The sequence below is a fragment of the Kitasatospora sp. NPDC089797 genome (genome assembly GCF_040684795.1).
GTDB lineage: Bacteria > Actinomycetota > Actinomycetes > Streptomycetales > Streptomycetaceae > Kitasatospora.
Genome location: NZ_JBFBGS010000006.1, coordinates 185,829 through 204,459, shown reverse-complemented (window position 1 = coordinate 204,459; position 18,631 = coordinate 185,829). Strand labels below are relative to the sequence as shown.

Genomic DNA, 18,631 nt, shown 5'->3' with positions numbered 1-18,631 from the left:
CGACCATGACTGTGGAAATCGACGTCGAAGCCCGGATCGCGGCGGACCGCCTGACGATCGACGAGCTCGACACCCGCATCATCGACTTGCTCGCCCAGCGGGCCCTGGTGTCCCGTGGCATCCAGCAGCGCCGGATCGGCGCCGGGGGCCCGCGCACGGTGTTCGGGCGCGAGATGGACATCCTGGCCCGCTACCGGGACGAGCTCGGCGCGTCGGGGACGCAGATCGCGATGAGCGTCTTCGAACTGTGCCGCGGGGCCGGGCCGGTGGAGGCGGCGGAGCCGCTGGAGCCGGTGGAGCCCGGGGTGACGGCGTAGCCCCGTCCTCTTCCTGATCCCTCGTCCCTCGTTCTGATCCTCCTTCGTTTCCTCCGACCACCTCAGGAGATCCGCTGTGATACGTCACGTCGTGCTGTTCAAGTTCAAGCCGGGCATCGACTGGAACGACCCGCGCGCCGGGGCGGCGGAGCACACCGCCTCCCTGGTGGGCAAGGAGGTGCCCGACCTCCGGGAGTGGCGCTGGGGGCGCAACGTCTCCCCCCGGGAGATCGCCTACGACTTCCTCGTCGAGGGGCTCCTGGACGACATGGAGGCCGTCGAGCGCTACCTCGTCCACCCGTTCCACCAGGACGCGATCCGCCAGTGGCGCGAGATCAGCGACTGGGTCATCGCCGACGTCGAGGAGTGACCCGGGCCGGCCCGGGGCGGTGTCCACCGACCGTTCCGGGCCCGGCGACCCGCTCCTCACAGGTGCGGCGGGAGGTCGCGGCGGGACGGGACGGCGAGCTTGCGCAGCGCCCGGGCCACGTGGTTCTCCACCGTTCGGGTGGACAGGTGCAGTTCGGCCGCGATCCGGCGGTTGGTCAGGCCGGTGGCCGCGAGTTCGGCGACCTCCCGTTCGCGGGGGGAGAGCCCGGGGTGGGCGGGCCGACCGGAGCGCGGGGGCGTGACGGCGCGCAGGCGGGAGCGGACGCGGGCGGCGTCGTGGGTGGCGCCGAGGTCGGTCAGCACCCGGAGGGCGCCGGTCAGCCCGTCGAGGACGTCCTGGTCCGTGGGCCGGTGGTTCGCCGTGAGCCGGTCGGCCCCGCCCGCCGCGGCGCAGCGGGCGGCGGCCTCCGCCGCCAGGGCGGACAGGTACGGCCGGGGCAGGGCGGCGTAGGCGTCGGCTCCGGCGCGGTAGGCGGCCGCGGCCCCCGCGAGGTCCCCGTCGTGTTCGGCGAGTGTGGCGCGGCACCAGCGCCGGGCGGCCGCCGCGAGGGGCAGGTGCGGGGTGGCGGGGGCCGTGCGGAGGTCCTCGACCATCGCCCGGGCGGTGGCTGCATCCCCTGCTCCCAGCGCCGCCGTGACGGCCCAGGGCGCCAACTCCGCCGCCCAGGCCCAGATGCCCTTGCCCCGCAGCCGGGCCCACGCCTGGACCGCGTGCGTCCGGGCGTCCTCGTGGTCGTCGCGGGCCAGGGCCAGGCGGACGAGCACGGTCGAGGAGAGCACCGCGACCGGTGCCAGCTGCTGGTCCGGGTGCGGGGCCGGGCCGCCGGCCAGCCAGGCCCGGGACTGCGACCACTCGCCCCGGGCCAGGCACAGCGAGGCGAGCACGGTCCGGGCCTCGTGGCCGAGCACCGGGGTCGGGGCGGTGTCCGCCACCAGTTCGGCGGCGCGGTCGGCGAGGCCGGTCCAGCGGCCGGTGGCCCAGTCCAGCAGCAGCCGGATGCTGCGGATGCCGTGGGCGACGTGCGGGCCGGCCCGGTGGCGTGCGGCGAGGGCCGCGCCGCGGTCGAGGAACGCCCGGCTGTCCTCGTAGCGGCCGAGCCACAGGGTCGCGTCGGCGGCGTTGCACAGGGCGCGGGCCCGGTGCCCGGCCGATGCGGCGCCCGCCCGGTCGTCGCCGTCGCTCTCGTCGTCGCGCCCGCCGTCGCTTTCGCCGTCGGTCTCGTCGCGGCGTTCCTGTGCGGTTCCGTCTCCGGTTCGGCTTCCGGGTCCGCTTCCGGGTCCGCTTCCGTCGTGCGGTGACCGGCGCGGGGGCGCCTGCTCGGCTCCGGGGTCGTCGAGGGTGTCGAGGGCGTCGAGGGTCAGGAGCGTCTGCTCGGCCCCGGGGTCGTCGAGGGTCAGGAGCAGTGCGACGAGGTTGGCGTCGACGGCGGCCCGCAGGACGGGATCGGTGCTGGTGGCCACGGCGGCGACGGCCCGCCGGGCGAAGTTCCGGTGCTCGGCGAGCGGGATTCCGGGCCAGTGGGGCATCGACATCGCGGCCAGGACCCGTGCGGCGAGGCCGAGTTCGCCCGGCAGGGTCCCGGCGGTGCGGGCCAGCCGGAGCCACCCGTCGTGGTCCGGTGCGGTCGGGGTGCAGAGCGACAGCCCCCGGAGGACCCGGGCCTGGGCGCGCAGCGGCCCCGGCAGGCCGGGAGTGCGGGCGAGGGTGTCGAGCAGGGTGCTGGCGTCCCGGGGTGTGAGTCCGGCGAGGTGGCGCAGGGCGGTGGTGGCGAGCCGGGCGCGGGCGGGGCCGGGGATCCGGCGGTCGACGAGCAACTCCCTTAGGAGGCGGGCGGCTTCGCGGTGCTCCCCGGCGGCGGCGTGGGCTCCGGCGGCGCGTTCGGCGGCCCGCACCAGGCCGCGGCGGACCCCGGCCGCCCGGAGGTGCCCGGCGACGGCCGGCCAGGGGACGTCGGTGCGCCGCCTCAGGACCTGGGCCGCCCGGTGGTGCAGGTCGAAGCGTTCGGGGGAGGGCAGGCCCGCGGTCACGGCCCGGGCGGCGAGCGGCACGGGGAACCCGTACCGGCGGGGGCCGAGGTCGGTCAGGACGGCGGCGCCGAGGGCCGCGAGCAGCCCGGCGCGGACCTCCGCTGCCGACAGGCCGGTGAGGGCCGCCAGTTCGGGCTCGGAGGCCGGTCCGTCCAGTACCGCCGCGGCCCGGACCAGGCGTCGGGCGTCCGGCGGCAGGGCGGCGAGCCGGGCGAGCACCCGCTCCGACAGGCGCGGCGGGGCCTCCAGCGCCCCGAGGCCGTCCGCCGTCGGCTCCGCCGGGGCCGCTTCGGCGAGGACGGGCAGGACGTCCACGAGCACCTGGGCGACTCCGCCGGTGAGCGCGTACAGCCGGTCGACCACCTCCGCCGGGCACCGGTCGCCCAGGGTCCGTCCGATCAACTGCCGTGCCACCGGGGCGGTGAGCGGGCCGGTGCGCTCGCGCAGGACGGTGGTGCCGGGCGGGCAGTCGAGGGGTTCGCCCAGCGGGGGGCGGCCGGCGGGGAGGTCCTCGGGGCGCCAGGTCAGCACCAGCACGCACCCGGCCGGGAGGGTGCGGGCCAGCTGCCGGAGCCGGCGGCTGACGGGTTCGTCGGCGCGGTGGACGTCCTCCACGACCAGCAGGGTGGGTGCCGTGGACCGGGCGACCGCGTCGAAGGCGCGCCGGGCGTCGTCCTCGGACAGGTCGGCGCAGGACAGTGTCCGACCCGCCGATCCGGCCGGATGCCGACGGCGCAGGCCCGCCACCAGGTGCGACTTCCCGGTGCCCGCGGGCCCCTCGACCAGCAGCACCGTCGCGGGCCGGGCGGGCCCGGTGAGGGTGCCGTGGAGCGCGGCCGGCCAGGCTCCGGTGGTCATGCCCGTCTCCGCTCGCCTCGGGGGTGGGTGGGGCTGCCGCCGACGGCGCCGGAGCGGACGGCCGCGACCCATCCGTCAGGATGCCCACCGCGCGGTGTCCGGACGCCCGGGGTGCCGGCGGGCTCGGGGCGCCTACGGGGGCGGCCAATCGCGGCGTTGAGTACCGGAGTTGATTGAGTATGGGTAGTTCCGGCGGCCGGATTGTGCGCCGCCGGCGTCGGGACCACGCTGAGGGCCACCCGGCTCCGCCCGCCGGTCACCGGTTCCTCCACGCACCCGGCTCCTCCCGGTGGGCGGCGTCCGGCATTCCGTCAGGTCCCCCCACGCCTAGGAGTGTCATGAACATGGCATCGCCATTCCGGTCGTCCCCGCTGAGGGCCGCGGCCGCAGCCGTCGTCACCTGTGCCCTCACCGCCGCCGGCGCCCTGCTGGCACCCGCCGCCGCCCAGGCCGCCCCGCCCTCGGCCCCGGTCACTGCGGACCGTCCGTCCACCCCGCAGGCGAACGCCCCCACCGGCGCCCCCGTCTCCGGCCGGGTGCTCGGCGAAGCCGGCATCAGGCCGCAGGACCGCCCCGGCATCCAGCGGTTCCGCGACCTGCGCGCGGGCCGCACGGCGCCGACCCGGCCCTCGGCGGCCGCCACGGGCAGCAGCGCCCCGGCGGACCTCGCCGACCAGGCCCACCGCTGGTGGGGCACCGAACTGGGCCCCAACGGCGACACCGGCTACGACGGCGTCACCGCCACCCACACCCTCGACGCCCCGCTGCGCCTCAGCGGGCCCAACGACTTCCTCTACGCCCCCACCACCAAGGCGCGCAGCAACTCCTGCATCGAGCTGGTCACCGTCCACACCCAGACCAGCGCCCAGGTGTGGGCCTGGGACTGGTGCAACACCGACCCCGCCCAACAGGTCGGCGCGACGGTCGACATCGACTCCGCCTTCCTCCAGAAGTACGGCACCACCGTCAACGGCCGCTCCGCCTACGGCGTGCGGATCCTGCAGACCGACGCCGGGACCAACACCTGGAGCGCCTCCCTCTACAACGTCACCACCGCCACCTGGGACCCGTTCTTCACCAGCCAGGGCACCGACCAGACCACCCTCGCCTACGGCTGGGACATGTTCGAGTACTACTCCGACCAGACGGGCTCCGGGAACGTGGGCGTCTGCCAGGACCTCAGCGGACGGGTCGTCGAGACCACCGGACTGAAGATCCACAACCCCGCCACCGGCGCCTGGAGCGACGCCGGGCCCGCCGACGCCACCGTCTTCCCCGACGCCACCATGAACCCCTCGGACTACTTCTGCCCCGGCATCACCGGCCGGATGGCCTCGCCGTACAGCGCGTGGCAGGTGACCGTCCGCTGACCGTGCGACGGCGCCCGACCACCTGCGGGGGTCGGGCGCCGTCCGGTGGGCGTGCTGCTGCGCGCGGCTACTGGGGGAGAGCCGGCCGGCCCGACAGCAGACCCTCCAGGAACTCGCCGTGCGCGGGGCGCGGGGGGCCGGCCTTTCGCTCCGGGGACTGACGGTCGGGGGTCTGCCGTTCCGGGGTCTGCCGGTCCGGGGTCTGCCGCTCCGGCGCCTCGGAGTGTGCGCGCAGGACCCGGGTCGACTGCTCGGGCCGGCCGGAGACCATGACGCCGATGGCGTCGGCGATGCCGGTCATGGACTGGGGCTGCTCCCCGGCCCGCTCCCGGGCCCGCTCCCGGCGGACCGCGGACGGTACCGGCGCGTGGTCCTGTGGGGCCGCCGCGCTCCGGACCTCGGCGGCCGGGACCTCCGTACGCCGCTCGGCCCGGTCGACGTCGGTGGCCGCCGTCGCGCCCGTCGCGCCCGCCGCCCCGCGCAGGCGGTCGACCTCCGCCTCCAGCGTCGCCAGGCGCGCCCGCAGGTCGTCCAGTTCGCTCTTCTTCCCCATGGTCCAGGACCCTCTCCGGCTGCCCACAGCCATCTGACGTGCTGTTACAGCCTAGCCGGGCTCCCGCCGCGCGGCTCGGGGTCCCCCGCGACCGGCGGCGGGCGGGGCGCGGCGGGTCAGCTGCCGGCGGCCGGCGCGGCGAACGGCTCCCGGGGCCCGAAATCGGTGTAGGCCACGGTGCTGACGGAGGTGTCGACCCGGTCAGTGGAGGTGGTCACGGACCTGGAGGGTCGCCCCGACGGGTGGTGAGCGCGACGCGGAGCCGTTCCTTCTCGCGCCCTGCACGTCGGGCGACATCATGCCGCCCTCGCCGCCGGAGCCAGCGCGGCAGCCCATTCCAGAGCGGTGATGATGTGTTCGGGCCGAAGACCGATGTGCGGTTCGGGCTCGATCAGCAGGGTGGGATTTCCGAATGCGGTGCGGTCGACGGCCCACTGGTGGTCGAGGGGTGTGAAGTCGTCGTCGATCCAGATGGCCGGGGAGCCGACGAGCCAGTCCGCGACGTGGTTGCGCTTCCACAGGTATCCGTCGGGGTGGCTGGTACCAATGGGCAGCCTGGGCAGCTCGATGTGGTCGAAATCGGGGACGCCCAGCAGCGGAGCGATGATGCGGCGAGCGTCGGAGCGCCAGCTCGTGCACCAGACCGGGCGCACGAGGTCGGTCTGGACGGCGGCGGTGATCAGCTTGCCGTGTGCCGGGTCGAGCCAGACCCGGAACGGGTCGGCATCGGTATCAGCGCGGACCTGGTGGCTGACGTGGCTGTCCGGGATGCCTCCGTCGGCGGCCGGGAACGGGATGAGGACGCCGTCCACGTCCAGAAGCAGGAACGGGGTGTTGTGCATCGATGTCTCCTGGGAGGTCGTCGGGCGTCAGGGCTTCCGTGCGGTGATGAGAAGTGTGGTCGGCCGGCACGCATCGGTCGGTGCGAAGAGGTCGTGTACACCGGTGACGAGCAGGCCCGCGCGGTTCAGGGCCCGTACCCAGGAGGTCGGGGCGATGTCCCAGTGCTGCACCACGAGCGGAGATCCGTCGGGCAGGGATACCTGGGTGCGGGTTCGAGGGTGGGCGGGAACGGTGCCGGTTCGTTGGGGATGCGGAACCGAGAAGGCGAGGAGTCCCTCACGAGTGAGTCGGCGCGAGCAGGAGCGGAGGAGCTGGGACGGTTCGGTCGGACCGACCGCGCCGAAGACGGACACGATGGCGTCCAGCTGTCCGGGTTCGCGATTGAGGTAGGCGCTCGCGGTGGAGCGGACGAACCTGGCGCCGGTGTGCGCGTAGTGCGCCCTCGCGCGGTGGATCTGACCGAGGGAGCTGTCGATCCCGGTGGCGCGGACGCCGAGGCCTGCCAGGTGGGCGGTGTTGTGCCCGGGGCCGCAGCCGAGTTCGACGATCAGGCGTCCGACCAGGTCCGCACCCAGGATCTCGGCACCCGGGCCGATGCCGGAGCGTTGCGTCCACTCCATCCGGAGCGGCGGTTCCAGCGGCTGGGGCTGGCCGCCTGCGAGGCGTCGGGCGGCGTGGGCGTCCCATCGGTCCACTGTCACGCTTCCAGGAGCCGGACCGCCGTTGTCAGGTGACGCCGTACGACCTTGATGTAGACCGGGTCGTCCTGGGGGTTGTTGATCCACCTGACGGCCTGCTCCATGAACCACTCGCCGGTCCAGACGCGATGCCAGCCGAGAGCCCACTGTTCGGCGGGCAGGTCGCCTCGTTTCGCGAGCGCGTCCTTTGCCCCACCAGCGGCGGCGTACGCCTCGATGAACGCTCGCAGGCGGGCCGGGTCAGGGTCGTCGACGGTGCCGTGCCAGGAGGCGAGGTCGAGCAGGCCGGGACCGGTGAAGGCGCGGGCGAAGTCGAGCAGGCACCAGCCGTCCTCGCCGATGTGCAGGCTCGTCGGGTGGTACTCGGAGTGCACCCAGCCGAACGGGGCCAAGTCGGTGCCGGCGGCGCGCCTGGAGGCCGCCAGGGCGAGTGTTTCGAGTGTGGTGGCGATGTCCTCGGTGTCCTCTGTCCACCGGTCGATCTCGCGCAGGCGGCGCAGGTGTCCGAGCGCGAGTTCCGGTAGGGCGGCGAGGGCGTCCCCGTCCATCACCGGCAGCGAGGTGTCGGAGATCGCCTCGTGGAGGGCGACGGCAGCCACGACGCCATCCGTTTCGCCCGCCTCGCGGACGGGCTCGCCGAGGTCCTCGATGATCATCCCCAGGATGCCGTCGAGTGCCTTGGAGGCAATGACCTGCGGCACCCGCACGCCCGCGCGGCCGGCAGCCCTGAGGATCCGGTCCTCGGTGTCGAAGGGCTCGACCGCGTATTTGTAGATCACCGTGCGACCGTTGTCGAAGCGTAGGCGCTCGACGCCGGACATGCCCCATACCCGGATCGGTTCGCGGATGGGCTCGGGATCGCCGGCGCCCGAGCAGAGGCTGGTGAGGATGGCAGTGACGAGGGTGCTGTCCACGGGGAGGGTTCCGTTCGTTCGATCCAGCTGGTGGGGGTGGGGGTCCGGGGCGGCAGCACGCCTGCCGCCCCGGACAGATGTCGACGCGCGGCTCAGGCCGAGGCCACCCGGTAGGAGTTGACCTGGTCGATCCACTCGGCCTTCATGTCCGACAGCTCCTTGCGGAAGCGGGACATGGAGGCTCCGTAGGGAGCGACGACGCCCCCGGACTGGTCCGGGACGGACTGGCAGCCGTGGACCAGCCGGCCCCCGAGGGCGGTGTGGGCCCTGATGCCCTCGATACGGCGGTGCTCGTTGAACCAGCCGCCGTGGTAGACCTCGTCCAGCATCCGGCCGTCCTCCTCGGAGAGGTCGAAGACCACGCCGGTGGCGGAGGGGAAGAACCAGCACGGTCCGACGTTGCTGATGTGGCCGTCGAGCTCGACCTTGTTGAGGGCCATGAGCGTGGCGGCCTCGCGGAGCATCTTCAGGTGCTCGGCGGTGACCTCCGGCAGGCCCAGGGTGGTCAGGTGTTCGTCGCGGAACAGGTACGAGTAGACCTGGTAGGCGATGGCCAGGACCTCGCCCGCGTTGTTGGTCGAGTGGCTGTGGGCCCTGATGAAGTCCAGCGCCATCTGCTCGACGGCGGACTCCTCGGTCTCGTCCATGTTCAGCAGGCCGTCCTTCACGGTCTGCCAGTCGATGACGAGCCAGGAGTTGGCCTCGAACCGGAAGAAGTACTTCTCCGGGTCGAGGGTGATCTTCGTGCCGTCCACGGTGATGCCGGGCAGGCGGTTCCAGCGCGGGTCGAACGCCTCGGGCAGTTCGACCGCGATCGTCGCGGTGTCGACGGTGGTCACCTGTGTCTCCGTTCCGGGTCGCGCACCCTGACGGGTGCCGATCAGCTTGGCCGGCTGCCTGGAGTGCGAAGGGACCGGTTGTCCTGGCAGCCGGTAACCAGGGTGGCGATCCGGCTCCGCTGCTTCCATGCCGGACTGGGGTGACCTGTATGCGTGCGATGCATAGATCGACGGGCACCGATCGTGGCGACTTCTATACTGTCCGTCAGATTGAGGTCTCGGTCGAGCGGATCAGGGGCGGCAGTGTCGGTTGGGGGAGGGGCGGCGTTCGCGTGCCGCCGGTGTGGTGCACGGCTGGCCATGGATCAACGAGGCGTCCTGTGTTCGCCGTGCCGGTCGACAGGTCGATCGCAGGCGGTCGACCAACCACCGGATGTCCCAGTTGAGTTCTGGAGCTCGCAGGAGTTCGCCTCGGCCTTCGGGGACCGACACATCGGTCGCATCGTGCGGGCCTACCGGCTTCACTCCTACCACCGGGTTGAGTACGGGCCGCGGGGAATTCCGCAGAGCACCGTCGGTCGATGGCTCGGCTTGACTCAGGCTCAAATCAGCAGGATCGAGACGGGGCCGCCCGTTGCGGATCTCATCTCCCTCATCCACTGTGCCAGGGTGTTGAGCGTTCCGGCAGAGCGCCTGTGGTTCAGCATCCCGGGCGCGGAGTTGCCTCGACAGGCGGAGCGACCGCCGACTTCCCGGCTCGGCTCGACAGTTGATGAGGTGACGTTCAGTCAGAGTGCTTGGCGGAATGTACGCCGCTACCTCAACACCCACCGGAGTGAGCTTTCTCGTGCGGCCGGTGCGCTCTATCCGATCGAGTTCCATGTCCCGGGTACGGCACTTCTGATGCCGCCCGAATGGTCGGCACCGGCACCGGTGGAGATCGAGCGCGTGCGTCTCAGGTGGACCGGCGGTGCTGAGATGCAGGCTCCCCTGGTCGACGGAAGCGAGCTCGAAGCGCGGCAGATCCTGCCGCTGTACAGCCCCAGTCGTTCGTTCGAGCGATACACCCAGGCAATCCGGTACATCGACTCGCCGTCGCTCTTCGAGAACCGGCCGAGCTATCGACTGACCGGTGTTGAGTGGGGCCCGGACGGAGACGGCGAGCTCTCCTTCGGCCTGGCCACCTACTTCGACAAGCTCGACGTCTCCGAGGCGCTCGGGCATGAGTTTGCGGCCCGCTCGACCGAGGGGCTCGCGAACTGGGCCCGGTTGCCCCTCCGGCGACTGGTGAGTGATCCGTTCGACCTGGATCTGCGCGCAGTCGTGCCGGCCATCACCACGCTGCTGGTCCGAGTCCGGTCCTCCGGCGAGGCGACCTTCCTGCTCCACTGGCGTGATCCGGACAAGGTGGCTACGGCGGGCGGCCTTTACGACGCCATTCCAGCCGGGGAATTCCAGCCCAGTGCTATCGCCGGAGACCCTGCGGGTAGCGATTTCGACCTGTGGCGGAACATCGTCAGAGAGCTCAACGAGGAACTGCTGGGCGCACCGGAGTACGACGGCTCCGGTAGTCGGCCGCTGGACTACGAGCGATGGCCGCTCTATCGCGCCCTTGAGCGAGCCCGGCGAACCCGGAGGGTCCGGGTGTACTGCTTCGGCGTGGGCTGTGACGCGCTCACATTGGCTGCGACCATCCCGACGGCGCTCGTGATCGAGGACGAGGTCTTCGAGGAGGTGTTCGGTGAGGTGGTGAAGACCAATGCCGAGGGGGTGACCGTCACGGAATGGAACGGCCGGGACACCTCCGCCGGTATCCCGTTCACCGAGCAGAACGTCCTACAGTTCATCGGAAACGAGCCCATGGCGCCGCCGGGCGCGGCATGCTTGGCTCTGGTCTGGAAGCACCGCGACCTGCTGTTCGGCTCGTAGCGGACCGCAAGGCGTCGCACCCCCGTGCAGAGAAGGAGCATCGTGCCCAGCGCCCCCGTGAATGATCGACCCACCCCGTCCGATAGTGGCGCGCAGTGGCGACGGGTGCGCGGCTTCCTGAACGACCAGCGTTACACGTTGACCGGTCGGCTGCTGGCAGAGAACCCGCCCGCAGGTCTCATCCCCGGGACGCCCCTGTTGGCCCGGCCGCACTGGATCCCGGAACAGCCGGTACCGTTGGAGCGCGTCCGGCTGACCTGGAAGCCACACGCGCCCGCAGCACTGGTGAACGGTAGTGAGCCCGAGCTCGATCACATCCGACCGCACCGGGAGGACGGGACCGCGTACCGCGACTATGCGGACGCGGTCCGGGATCTCGCCAAACCAAGGTTGTTCGAGAACCGGAACTGCTATCGCCTGCTCGATGTCGAGGCGTCGGCAGCCGGTCCGAGACTGACGTTCGGCCGTGGCCGGTACTTCGATGTGATCAACATCTGCGAGGCCGCCGCGCACGAGTACGCCGCGGCAGCCCTGGCGAGCCCGGACAAGCCGGTGGATCCTTCGGCAACGCCCTTCCGGGTGTCCGTCGCCGATCCGACCGACCTCGCGCGCCGGCCCGTCATGGCGGCAACGAGCACTCTGACCATCCGGAACGATCGGGCAACCGGCCACGCCGAGTTCGTGTTGCACTGGCGCGATCCCGAGAAGGTCGCCAGCGGCGGAGGCCTGTACCAAGTCATGCCTGTCGGCATGTTCCAGGCGTCACACGACGCACCATGGAACGAGCAGAACGACTTCGACCTCTGGCGCGCCATCCTCCGGGAGTTGAGTGAGGAACTGCTCGGTGACACGGAGGACTACGGAAGCGAGCTGGCGCCCATCGACTACGCGATCTGGCCACTCAACAGGTCACTCTCCGCTGCTCGCGAGGACGGGAGACTGCGGATCTTCTGGCTGGGCCTCGGCATGGATCCGCTCACCTTCGTCACCGACATGCTGACCGTGGCCGTGTTCGATGCGGACCTGTTCGACGAGACGTTCCAGCGGATCGTCTCGACCAACGACGAGGGCCGCCGGGTCGGGCAGGAGGACGCGACCGGGCGCTCGGCCGGGATTCCCTTCACCGCCGAGCAGGTGGACCGCCTCACCGGCGTCGAGCCGATGCAGCCCGCCGGTGCGGCGCTTCTGCGGCTCGCCTGGCAGCACCGGAATGCTCTGTTGGGAGAGCCTCCTCGGTAGTGAGCCTTTGGTCCAGGACCCTGCCCACGGCCATCTGATGTGCTGTCGGCCGCGCGGCGGCTACATGGACTGCTGCTGGGCAGGGGAGGCCCCGCGCGGTGAACCACAGGTCCTGCCCCTTGGCGAGAGCCCGCCGTAGCGTTCCGACGGGGGCCCGACGGGCGGCAGTGCGAAGCGTCCGGCCAATGTCCGGTCAACGTCGTTCTCCGGCAACCTCGTTCACCGACATGATGGGGCGCGGCACGGCCGGTGGCCTGCGGAGGTCAGGGGGACCACGGGGGCGGGGAAGGCGGACATCGGGAACCTGGCCCAGTACGGCGCGTTCGGGTCCTCGAAGCTGGTGCCCATCGACAGCTTCGGCTACGGCTACAGCCAGCCGAGGCTGCACATCGGGCTGACCTTCAGCGGCGGCAAGACGCCGACCTGCCGCCCGACCGACTACTACGGCAACGGCCACAGCTTCGCCACCGGCGGCAACGAGGCCAGCCACAACTGGCAGGTGTGCGGCATATGAGGCAGAAGCTCAGGGCCGTGGTGGTGGCGGGTGCGATGACCGTCGGTTCCCTGGCCGGCACGCTGACCCTGTCGGGGGCGGCGCACGCCGCGACCTACCAGCGCAACGTCCAGCTGAAGGACCTCCAGGACCAGGGCCTCGACTGCCTGGACAGCAACGCCAACGGGTCGCTGTACGTCCTGCCCTGCAACGGCGGCGACTTCCAGCGCTGGAACGTCACGTCCTACGCCCCGGACGTGGACAACTACTACAGCAGGGTGCAGATCCAGAACGTCCGGACCGGCCGTTGTCTGCGGGTCCAGTACTTCGCCGGGAACGGCTACGAGGCCAAGACCGACAGCTGCGACGCGGGCAACTACCGGGACCAGTGGAACATGACCTGGGTCGGGAACACCGCGGGCAACCCGTCCAGCAGCTTCCAGTTCCTCAACTGGCAGCCGTCGGGCCCGCTGTCGGGCCGCAGCGAGTTCGACTTCTGCCTGGACCGGGGGCAGGCGGGCCACGCGAACAACATGGTCTTCGACATCGGCCAGTTCAAGAAGACCTGTGACAACCACTCCAACAGGTGGCAGATCTGGAGCATGGTCCACTAGGCGAACTACCGGTCGGCGGCGCTGCCGACGGGCTGTCGGACGTGCGGCGGCTCGGCGGCGGCGGCGGTGGCCGGGGCGGGGTGCCGGGGCAGCGACCGCGGCGCCGGGGCGGCCAGTTGGGGGTCGAGGGTCAGGGCGGTGACGCCGAGCGGCTCGGTGAGGGCGCGCAGGGCGGGCTCGGCCAGGGTGATCCAGGGCTGGTCCGGGCCCAGCACGGCGGTGAGCCGCTCCTCGGAGGTGAAGGCGACCGCCGTGCGGTCGCCCAGCGCGGTACGGAAGACACGGGCCGTGTGGCCCAGCGGGCCCGACCGGACGGGTACCAGGAGAGGTCCGGCCGGGTGGCGTTCGGACGGCTCCGGGTCCTCGGTGTACAGGCGCTGGTTCATGGTGGTCCTCCACGGGTGCGGGCTCTGGTGGTGCACCCCGGGATCGCCGGGGTGCACCACCGAGGCTATGCCCGCGGGCGGAGGGCGGGAGCGCCGTCCTGACGCCTCCCTGATCCCGGACGGTGGGATCCTTATGGTCTGTTGACGATCGTGCGGGCGCGGCCCGGTGGTGGGGCCCGGGCGGTGCGGTCAGTCGACCGTGTCGTGCGGGCCCCACAGGCTCTCCAGTGCCGTTCCGGCCTGGTCGGCCAGGGTCACGGCGACCAGCCTCGCCTGCCGGGAGGGAACCGTGCCGGGCGTGGGCCGGAGCAGGTACCGGCCCACGTACGTGCCGTTCCCGAACAGCCGCAGCTCCACCTCGCCGTCCGGGAGTCCGAGCCGGTCGGCGTCCCAGGGGCTGCGGGCGACGGTCACCGAGCCGTCGTGCTCCAGGCGCGGCGGGTGGCCCAGCAGGGAGCCGTACTCGAAGCGGCAGCCGCGCAGCTGCAGCACGTCGATCAGTTCGGCCTGGACGTGGTCGACCACGGTGAGCGCCGTGCCGGCGGTGCGGGCGAGCACGGTGGTGTCGTGGATCCGGGCCAGATAGCCGGCGTCGGTGATCGCCACGACCTCGAACTGCCGGGCCTTGGCGGCGAGTTGGGAGACCGCCAGGCCGACGCAGAGCAGCAGGACCGCGGTGGTGAGGTCCCCGGACTTGCTGATCGTGAAGCGTTCGTAGGGGCGGGTGAAGAAGAAGTCGAACCAGAGGGCCGCCACTGCCGCGGCGAGCGCGCCGGCACTGCGGCGGCCGAGGGCGGCCACCGCCACCACGACCACCACCAGCAGCAGGGCCACGTCGGAGTCGGCGATGTCCTCGCGCCACGGCAGCAGCACCGCGCAGAGCGCGAGCGGGGCCGTCACGGCCGCGAGCAGCGGGACCGGGGCCCGAACGGCGAATCGGCGCATCGTACACCTCCTGTCGTCCGGTGTAGCACGGCCACGCCGACGGACGGGGGCGGTCCGCCGTCCTTGGCGGATCCCTTGCGCGGGCGGCCGGGCAACGGGGCGGCCGGGGCGGCGGCCCGGTGCGACGGCTGCGGTTGCGGTTGCGGCGTTCCGGCGCGAAGGGCGCGTCAAGATGGTCGCCGGAGGCGTCAAGAAGGCGTATGGACGGGCCTGGGCCGGCTCGGGCGCACCTAGCGTGAGCTGCGAGGAAACGATCCGCCACCCGGGCGTGGGGCCTGGCGGCGGACCGTTGTGCCGAGTCCCGGTCCGGGCGGGTTGCGCCCGGGACGGCTCGGCGGCTGGTGAAACAGGGGGTGGGGGCGCGCGGCGATGCCAACGGGTACGTCGGGCGGTACCGCTGTCCCGGGGAAGACGGTCGCGTCGGAGACGACGCACCGGTGGACAGCGTGCCGCTTCCCGTACCGCGCGCCCCCCGTCACCGGCCCCGACGGCGCACGTCCGGGCCTGTCCCGGCCCGTCCCCGCCCGTCCCGGGCCCGTTCAGGCCCGGGAAGTCTCGCAAATTCCTTAGCCCCGCCGGTGGTTCGCTGGCAGGTGCCGAGAGCGCACCGCGAGCAGTGGCTGAAGGGGAACGGATGTCCAAGCGAGCACTGATCACCGGGGTGACCGGCCAGGACGGGTCGTACCTGGCCGAGCACCTGATCTCCCTGGGGTACCGGGTGTGGGGGTTGAGCCGGGGACAGGCGAACCCCCGGAAGGACCGGGTCAGCCGGCTGATCCCGGAGCTGCGGTTCGTCGACGGCGACCTGATGGACCAGACCAGCCTGGTGTCCGCAGTCGACACGATCCAGCCGGACGAGGTGTACAACCTCGGGGCGATCTCCTTCGTCCCGATGTCCTGGCGCCAGCCGGAGCTGGTCACCGAGGTCAACGGCACCGGCGTGCTGCGGGTGCTGGAGGCGATCCGGATGGTCAGCGGGATCAACAGGCCCGCCGCGACCCCCGGCGGCCCCGGGCAGATCCGGTTCTACCAGGCCTCCAGCTCCGAGATGTTCGGCATGGTCGCGGAGACCCCGCAGCACGAGTCCACCCGGTTCCACCCGCGCAGCCCGTACGGGGTGGTGAAGACCTACGGGCACTACATCACCCGCAACTACCGCGAGTCCTACGGGATGTACGGCGTTTCCGGGATCCTGTTCAACCACGAGTCGCCGCGCCGCGGCGCGGAGTTCGTGACCCGGAAGATCTCGCTCGCGGTCGCGCAGATCAAACTCGGCCTCCAGGACCGGCTGCTGCTCGGCAACCTCGACGCCGTCCGCGACTGGGGCTTCGCCGGGGACTACGTGCGGGCGATGCACCTGATGCTCCAGCAGGACGAACCGGGCGACTACGTCATCGGCACCGGCCGGATGCACTCGGTCCGCGACGCGGCCCGGATCGCCTTCGACTGCGTCGGCCTGGACTGGGAGGCGCACGTCGAGGTCGATCCCGCGCTGGTGCGCCCCGCCGAGGTGGAGACGCTCTGCGCCGACGCGCGGAACGCGCGCAGCACCCTGGGCTGGGAGCCGACCGTGGACTTCGCCGAACTGATGCGGATGATGGTCGAGTCCGACCTCGAACAGGCCCGGCTGGCCCGCGACTACGGCGAGGTGCTGACCGGCGCGCGCTGGTGACGGCGGGGGCCGGGCGGGCGGCGGAGCGGGCGGGCGGCGGAGGACCGGGGCCTGGCTCCCGGGTCCTCCTCGCCGGGTCCGCCGCCCTCCGGGGGACAGGCCCTACGGCCGTTCCGGCGCCGGGACGGCCGGCGGGCGGGAGAGCTCCAGGATCGCCAGCGCGATCCCGGCGCCCTGGTCGCCGAGCCGGGCGGCGTAGCGGCGCAGCATCGCGTTCTCCTGGGCCAGGCTGGTGGTCGGCAACCCGGCCGCGCGGCGGCTCAGTTGGTGGCCCCGGGCCAGCCGGATCCGCTGGACCAGCTGGGCGATCAGCTGCTCGTCGAGCGCGCTGAGCTGCTCCGCCGTCTCGTCCGCGGCCCCCTCGGCGGGGCGCGGCGGTCTCGGCTGGTCCCCGTGCGGGACGGATTCGGGCATGGCGGTCATCCTCGTCGACGTCGGTGGCCCGCGGCGCGCCCGACGGACCGCACCCATGGCTCGCGGATCCGACGATCCAGCCGGAACGCCCGGCAATTCCCTAGAGTCCGCAGGCCGTTCGTCCACCACCCCGGAAGACCCTAGGGATTTCCCGTGCCGGGCCGATCGAGACTGATCGCCGAAGTGCGGGAATGCGAGCGCCGCCGGTGCGGAGCACGCGGGCCGTCCCCAGCGGACCCCCTGCCGTTCGCCGGTCCTCCAGATGGGTTGCGTCGATGATGGACAAGGAACAGAAGCTCCGGGACTACCTCAAGCGGGCCGGCGCGGACCTCCAGCGCTCCCGGCAGCGGGTGGACGAACTGGAGTCCGCCGCCCGGGAGCCGATCGCCATCGTCGGCATGGGCTGCCGCTTCCCCGGCGGGGTGGCCGGCCCCGAGGACCTCTGGGCGATGCTGGTCGACGGCCGGGACGGCATCACCGGCCTGCCGGCCGACCGCGGCTGGGAGCTCGACCCGGCCGACGGCCCGACCGACGTCCGGGGCGGGTTCCTGTGCGGCGCCGCCGACTTCGACCCCGGCTTCTTCGGCATCTCGCCCCGCGAGGCGCTGTCCATGGACCCCCAGCAGCGCGTCCTGCTGGAGACCGCCTGGGAGGCGTTCGAGCGGGCCGGCCTCGACCCCACCGGGATCCGCGGTACCCGCACCGGCGTCTTCGTCGGCGCCATGCCGCAGGACTACCGCACCGGCCCGGACGACGACGTGCAGGGCTTCGTGCTGACCGGCAACGCCACCAGCGTGATCTCCGGCCGGCTCTCGTACGTGTTCGGCGCGGTCGGCCCGGCCGTCACCGTGGACACCGCCTGCTCCTCCTCGCTGGTCGCCCTGCACCTGGCCGCCCAGTCGCTGCGCGCCGGGGAGTGCGGGCTGGCGCTCGCCGCCGGTGTCACCGTGATGTCCACCCCCACCACCTTCGTGGAGTTCGCCCGCCAGGGCGGGCTGGCCGCCGACGGCCACTGCCGCTCCTTCGCCGACGCCGCCGACGGCACCGGCTGGTCCGAGGGCGTGGGGGTGCTGGTGCTGGAGCGGCTCTCGGCGGCCCGGCGCAACGGCCACCGGGTGCTGGCCGTGCTGCGCGGCTCCGCCGTGAACCAGGACGGCGCCTCCAACGGCCTGACCGCCCCCAACGGCCCGTCCCAGCAACGGGTGATCGAGCAGGCGCTGCGCAACGCCCGGCTCTCGCCCGCCCAGGTCGACGCGGTCGAGGCGCACGGCACCGGCACCGTGCTCGGCGACCCGGTGGAGGCCCAGGCCCTGCTGGCCGCCTACGGGGCGGACCGGGAGAAGCCGCTGCTGCTCGGCTCGGTGAAGTCCAACCTCAGCCACACCCAGGCGGCGGCCGGTCTGGCCGGGGTGATCAAGACGGTGCTGGCGCTGCGGCACGGCCTGCTGCCCCGGACCCTGCACGTGGACGCGCCGTCCTCGCACGTCGACTGGGAGTCCGGGGCCGTCCGGCTGCTCACCGAGGCGACCCCGTGGCCGAAGGGCGCCGAACCGCGCCGGGCGGGGGTGTCCTCGTTCGGGCTCAGCGGCACCAACGCCCACGTGATCATCGAGGAGGCGCCGGAGACTCCGGAGGCGCTGGAGGCACTGGAGGTCTCCGGGGGCGGGTCCGTCCCGGCCCCCGCGGCGCTGCCCTGGACGGTCTCCGGCCGGACCCCGGAGGCGCTGCGCGCCCAGGCGGAGCGGCTGCGGGACTTCCTGGCGGCCGACCCGGCCCCCGGCACCGACGGCCCCGGCCCCGGCAGCGACGCCGACCTCGCCCGCGCCCTGGCCACCACCCGGGCGGCCCTGGAGCACCGTGCGGTGGTCACCGCGCCCGACCGGGCCGGGGCGGCCGCCGCGTTCGCCGCGCTGGCCGCCGGCACCGCCGACCCCCGACTCGTCCGGGGCACCGTCCAGGGACGCGGCAAGCTCGCCTTCCTGTTCGCCGGGCAGGGCGCCCAGCGGCTCGGCATGGGCCGCGAACTGGCCGCCCGCTTCCCGGTGTTCGCCTCCGCACTGGACGAGGTGCTGGCCGTCCTCGACGACCGCCCGGGGCCGTCGCTGCGCGAGGTGATCCTCGGCACCGACGAGGAACTGCTGAACCGCACCGGGCACGCCCAGCCCGCGCTGTTCGCGATCGAGGTCGCC

18 protein-coding genes (1 of these 18 running past the window's edge) are annotated in these 18,631 nt (G+C 72.8%); 9 read left to right on the top strand and 9 right to left on the bottom strand.

Translation table 11 applies throughout. The features are described from left to right. Positions 1 to 5: 5 nt before the first annotated feature. Both AB0O91_RS07140 and AB0O91_RS07135 read left to right on the top strand, forming a co-directional pair. Positions 6 to 317: a chorismate mutase gene (locus AB0O91_RS07140; RefSeq protein WP_363428774.1), complete on the top strand. Its 312-nt coding sequence runs from the start codon at positions 6 to 8 to the stop codon at positions 315 to 317. A gap of 76 nt (positions 318 to 393) precedes the next feature. Then, positions 394 to 687, top strand: a complete 294-nt coding sequence (locus AB0O91_RS07135; RefSeq protein ID WP_363428773.1) for a Dabb family protein — start codon at positions 394 to 396, stop codon at positions 685 to 687. A gap of 56 nt (positions 688 to 743) precedes the next feature. Here the strand turns inward: AB0O91_RS07135 and AB0O91_RS07130 are convergent, their stop codons facing one another. Next, complete coding sequence (locus tag AB0O91_RS07130) at positions 744 to 3,593, bottom strand: LuxR C-terminal-related transcriptional regulator (RefSeq protein ID WP_363428771.1); 2,850 nt, start codon at positions 3,591 to 3,593, stop codon at positions 744 to 746. A gap of 344 nt (positions 3,594 to 3,937) precedes the next feature. Here AB0O91_RS07130 and AB0O91_RS07125 point away from each other — a divergent pair, with 344 nt between their 5' ends. Continuing rightward, positions 3,938 to 4,963 carry a hypothetical protein gene (locus tag AB0O91_RS07125; RefSeq protein WP_363428769.1) on the top strand — a complete coding sequence of 342 codons (1,026 nt, stop codon included), beginning with the start codon at positions 3,938 to 3,940 and terminating at the stop codon, positions 4,961 to 4,963. A 67-nt stretch (positions 4,964 to 5,030) separates the two neighbouring features. Here the strand turns inward: AB0O91_RS07125 and AB0O91_RS07120 are convergent, their stop codons facing one another. The 5 genes from AB0O91_RS07120 to AB0O91_RS07100 all read right to left on the bottom strand — a co-directional run bounded on the left by AB0O91_RS07120 (position 5,031) and on the right by AB0O91_RS07100 (position 8,810). Then, the gene (locus tag AB0O91_RS07120; protein WP_363428767.1) at positions 5,031 to 5,516 is read right to left on the bottom strand and encodes a hypothetical protein; all 486 of its coding nucleotides are present in this window, start codon (positions 5,514 to 5,516) and stop codon (positions 5,031 to 5,033) included. A 296-nt stretch (positions 5,517 to 5,812) separates the two neighbouring features. Beyond that, the gene (locus tag AB0O91_RS07115) at positions 5,813 to 6,358 is read right to left on the bottom strand and encodes an HAD domain-containing protein (protein WP_363428765.1); all 546 of its coding nucleotides are present in this window, start codon (positions 6,356 to 6,358) and stop codon (positions 5,813 to 5,815) included. Positions 6,359 to 6,385: 27 nt separating this feature from the next. Continuing rightward, positions 6,386 to 7,060 carry a class I SAM-dependent methyltransferase gene (locus AB0O91_RS07110; protein ID WP_363428763.1) on the bottom strand — a complete coding sequence of 225 codons (675 nt, stop codon included), beginning with the start codon at positions 7,058 to 7,060 and terminating at the stop codon, positions 6,386 to 6,388. Further along, positions 7,057 to 7,947, bottom strand: a complete 891-nt coding sequence (locus AB0O91_RS07105) for an aminoglycoside phosphotransferase family protein (RefSeq protein ID WP_363428840.1) — start codon at positions 7,945 to 7,947, stop codon at positions 7,057 to 7,059. The genes AB0O91_RS07110 and AB0O91_RS07105 overlap by 4 nt, the downstream gene beginning before the upstream one ends. A gap of 116 nt (positions 7,948 to 8,063) precedes the next feature. Next, entirely contained in the window at positions 8,064 to 8,810 is a 747-nt protein-coding gene (locus AB0O91_RS07100) for a hypothetical protein (RefSeq protein ID WP_363428761.1), read from the bottom strand. Positions 8,811 to 9,527: 717 nt separating this feature from the next. On the opposite strand from AB0O91_RS07100, the gene AB0O91_RS07095 reads away from it, so the two are divergent. The 4 genes from AB0O91_RS07095 to AB0O91_RS07080 all read left to right on the top strand — a co-directional run bounded on the left by AB0O91_RS07095 (position 9,528) and on the right by AB0O91_RS07080 (position 13,025). After that, positions 9,528 to 10,679: an XRE family transcriptional regulator gene (locus AB0O91_RS07095; RefSeq protein WP_363428759.1), complete on the top strand. Its 1,152-nt coding sequence runs from the start codon at positions 9,528 to 9,530 to the stop codon at positions 10,677 to 10,679. 42 nt (positions 10,680 to 10,721) lie between these two features. Further along, positions 10,722 to 11,918 (top strand): hypothetical protein, encoded by a 1,197-nt coding sequence (locus AB0O91_RS07090; protein ID WP_363428757.1) that lies wholly within the window; start codon positions 10,722 to 10,724, stop codon positions 11,916 to 11,918. A 340-nt stretch (positions 11,919 to 12,258) separates the two neighbouring features. After that, the gene (locus tag AB0O91_RS07085; protein ID WP_363428755.1) at positions 12,259 to 12,432 is read left to right on the top strand and encodes a hypothetical protein; all 174 of its coding nucleotides are present in this window, start codon (positions 12,259 to 12,261) and stop codon (positions 12,430 to 12,432) included. After that, positions 12,429 to 13,025: a ricin-type beta-trefoil lectin domain protein gene (locus AB0O91_RS07080; RefSeq protein ID WP_363428753.1), complete on the top strand. Its 597-nt coding sequence runs from the start codon at positions 12,429 to 12,431 to the stop codon at positions 13,023 to 13,025. The genes AB0O91_RS07085 and AB0O91_RS07080 overlap by 4 nt, the downstream gene beginning before the upstream one ends. A 5-nt stretch (positions 13,026 to 13,030) precedes the next feature. Here the strand turns inward: AB0O91_RS07080 and AB0O91_RS07075 are convergent, their stop codons facing one another. Then, positions 13,031 to 13,411, bottom strand: coding sequence for an SAV_915 family protein (locus AB0O91_RS07075; RefSeq protein WP_363428751.1), 381 nt, complete (start codon positions 13,409 to 13,411; stop codon positions 13,031 to 13,033). Positions 13,412 to 13,600: 189 nt separating this feature from the next. Further along, positions 13,601 to 14,356 carry a DUF4118 domain-containing protein gene (locus tag AB0O91_RS07070; protein WP_363428749.1) on the bottom strand — a complete coding sequence of 252 codons (756 nt, stop codon included), beginning with the start codon at positions 14,354 to 14,356 and terminating at the stop codon, positions 13,601 to 13,603. Between the two features lie 634 nt (positions 14,357 to 14,990). On the opposite strand from AB0O91_RS07070, the gene AB0O91_RS07065 reads away from it, so the two are divergent. Next, positions 14,991 to 16,028, top strand: a complete 1,038-nt coding sequence (locus tag AB0O91_RS07065; RefSeq protein WP_363428747.1) for a GDP-mannose 4,6-dehydratase — start codon at positions 14,991 to 14,993, stop codon at positions 16,026 to 16,028. Positions 16,029 to 16,130: 102 nt separating this feature from the next. Here AB0O91_RS07065 and AB0O91_RS07060 read toward each other — a convergent pair whose 3' ends face one another. Next, positions 16,131 to 16,442 (bottom strand): hypothetical protein, encoded by a 312-nt coding sequence (locus AB0O91_RS07060; protein WP_363428745.1) that lies wholly within the window; start codon positions 16,440 to 16,442, stop codon positions 16,131 to 16,133. Between the two features lie 278 nt (positions 16,443 to 16,720). Between AB0O91_RS07060 and AB0O91_RS07055 the strand changes: the two genes are divergently transcribed. Then, positions 16,721 to 18,631, top strand: partial view of a type I polyketide synthase gene (locus tag AB0O91_RS07055; RefSeq protein WP_363428838.1) — the beginning only. The gene runs 26,544 nt beyond the window's last position; the window shows 1,911 of its 28,455 coding nt (coding positions 1-1,911); the start codon lies at positions 16,721 to 16,723; its stop codon lies beyond the right edge, outside the window.